Here is a 1686-nt window from a genome sequence, read left to right as displayed (position 1 = left end):
TGAACTGCTCCCTGTCAAGTAGACAGCGGAAATAATAAAAATACTTTAAGCGGCTTGAACCCTGTATTCTAGAGGGCTTAAGCCGTTTAATTTTTCTTGGTAACGTTCGTTGTTATAGAACTTGATGTACGTATCGATGGCGTGCTTTAATGTTTCAAACGACTCGAACTTATATAAATAATACTTCTCTACTTTTAAGGTTCCCCAAAATGCTTCAATAGGACCGTTATCGATGCAACGTCCTACTCTAGACATACTGTGAATCATTTTTGCTTTATCCATGATTCGCTTGAATTCTTTCGATGTATATTGATAACCACGATCGCTATGTAAAAGAGGGAATTCATTCTCGTTTAATGTTTGTATAGCGGGTCTTACCGTCTTAAAAACTAGGTCATTATTATTTGAATGCCCCAATACGTAACTCACAATGGACTTATCATAGAGGTCGATAATCGCGCTTAAATAAGCCTTATTTCCTTTGCCATACTTAAACTCTGTGACGTCTGTACACCACTTTTGATTCGGCTTTTCTGCAGTAAATTCACGCGCTAATACATTTTCAGCTACATAATCCGGCTTTACTTTAGGGTACTTTTTTCGGCGTCGTCGAATAACCGCCTCCAAACCGCAAATTTGCATCAGGCGATAAATTCGTTTCTTATTCACTTTCTTTAAACCCTTGGTTTCGCGTTTGCGATTAATGGTCATTGTAATGCGACGATAGCCGTATATGCCATCTACTTGTGTATATAAATGTTGGATAGACTCCAATAGCTGTTGGTTTTCCAGTTCCTGCGCAGCTGGTTGACGATTTAACCATTTGTAGTAAGCTGCTCGGGATACCTTGGCGATTTTACATAATAAAACGATTGATAAGTTTTCATTCTTCGCTAGTTCTTGAATCGCCATATACCGGTTTTGAATACGAATTCTACTTAACGACGCCTCCTTTCGATTTCCTCTAACTTTTTTAAAAGTAAATTTTCTGCACGTAATCGTTCATTTTCACGTTCCATCTGTTGAATTCTTAAGCGTAATTCATCCTCTGGTGTTCGTTCTTCAGCTGGTTTTGTTCGACCACGTTGATCTTGAAGTGCTTCTTCACCATTTTGTTCAAATTTACGTACCCATAGGTAAACTTGTTGGTAAGATACCTCATATTGTGCTGCTGTTTCTTGATAATTTTTGTCACTCGCTAGGCAAGCTTTTACGATTTCAATACGCTCATCTACAGTTGTTTTTCTTCCTTTAGTCATAGTTTGGCTCATTCCTTTACCCGAATCTTTTAATTCACTATGACAAGTATAGATTTTCAACCACTTTTTGAAAACTGATAAACTACTTATCCCGTATTTGGCGAGGATCTCGAACATGGAGTAGTTCTTTGTTAAATAATCTTCTACAGCACTCCGCTTTAATTCCTCTGAGTACACCTTATTTTTCTTAGGTCGAATTAAGGCTTCTACCCCGCCATATTTATACAGAGCCCGCCATACTTGTAGAGTTGTCATGTTTACTGAAAACATTGTGCAGATTTCTTCGAGAGTATGACGACCTTCCTCTAAATATTGAAGTGCTAAAATTTTTACATCTGGTGAAAATGATTTTTTAGGCATGAGAAAACTCCCCATTTAATAAACAGATTTTATTTTTTAATCTGTCTACCTATTGGGGAGCATATCA

The 1686-nt window shown here is 37.4% G+C and carries 1 protein-coding gene; it reads right to left on the bottom strand.

The genetic code is table 11. From position 1 onward, the window contains the following. Positions 1-45: 45 nt before the first annotated feature. Positions 46-1619 (bottom strand): IS3 family transposase gene (locus tag ACQKIH_RS22375; protein ID WP_427769055.1). Its coding sequence is split into 2 segments (ribosomal slippage): positions 46-980 and positions 980-1619, totalling 1575 coding nucleotides; the frame shifts between segments, so codons are not numbered across the junction. Positions 1620-1686 lie beyond the last annotated feature (67 nt).

The organism is Solibacillus cecembensis (assembly GCF_050272495.1).
Lineage (GTDB): Bacteria > Bacillota > Bacilli > Bacillales_A > Planococcaceae > Solibacillus > Solibacillus cecembensis.
The sequence above is the reverse complement of the archived record's forward strand: the minus strand, read 5'-3'. Positions and strand labels throughout refer to the sequence as shown.